A 248-nucleotide genomic window follows, 5' to 3' on the forward strand; every position below is an offset into this window, starting at 1 on the left:
TGATTATTTTAAATTTATTGCACTAACGGATACTTGATTTTTAAGTCTGGCCATTATCTCATATGATGTAGGGAGGATTTCTTATGATATATGATAATCAAAATAAAACAATTACCACTAAAAGGCTAGTCCTAAGACTGTTTCAAAAATCTGATGCAGTAGCTGTTACTAAACTTTGTAATAATTATAATATTTATAAAAATACATTGTACCTACCTTATCCATACTCTTTAGAGGATGCTTTGTCG

It is taken from the genome of Neobacillus drentensis (genome assembly GCF_036965245.1).
Classification (GTDB): Bacteria; Bacillota; Bacilli; order Bacillales; family Cytobacillaceae; genus Neobacillus; species Neobacillus drentensis_G.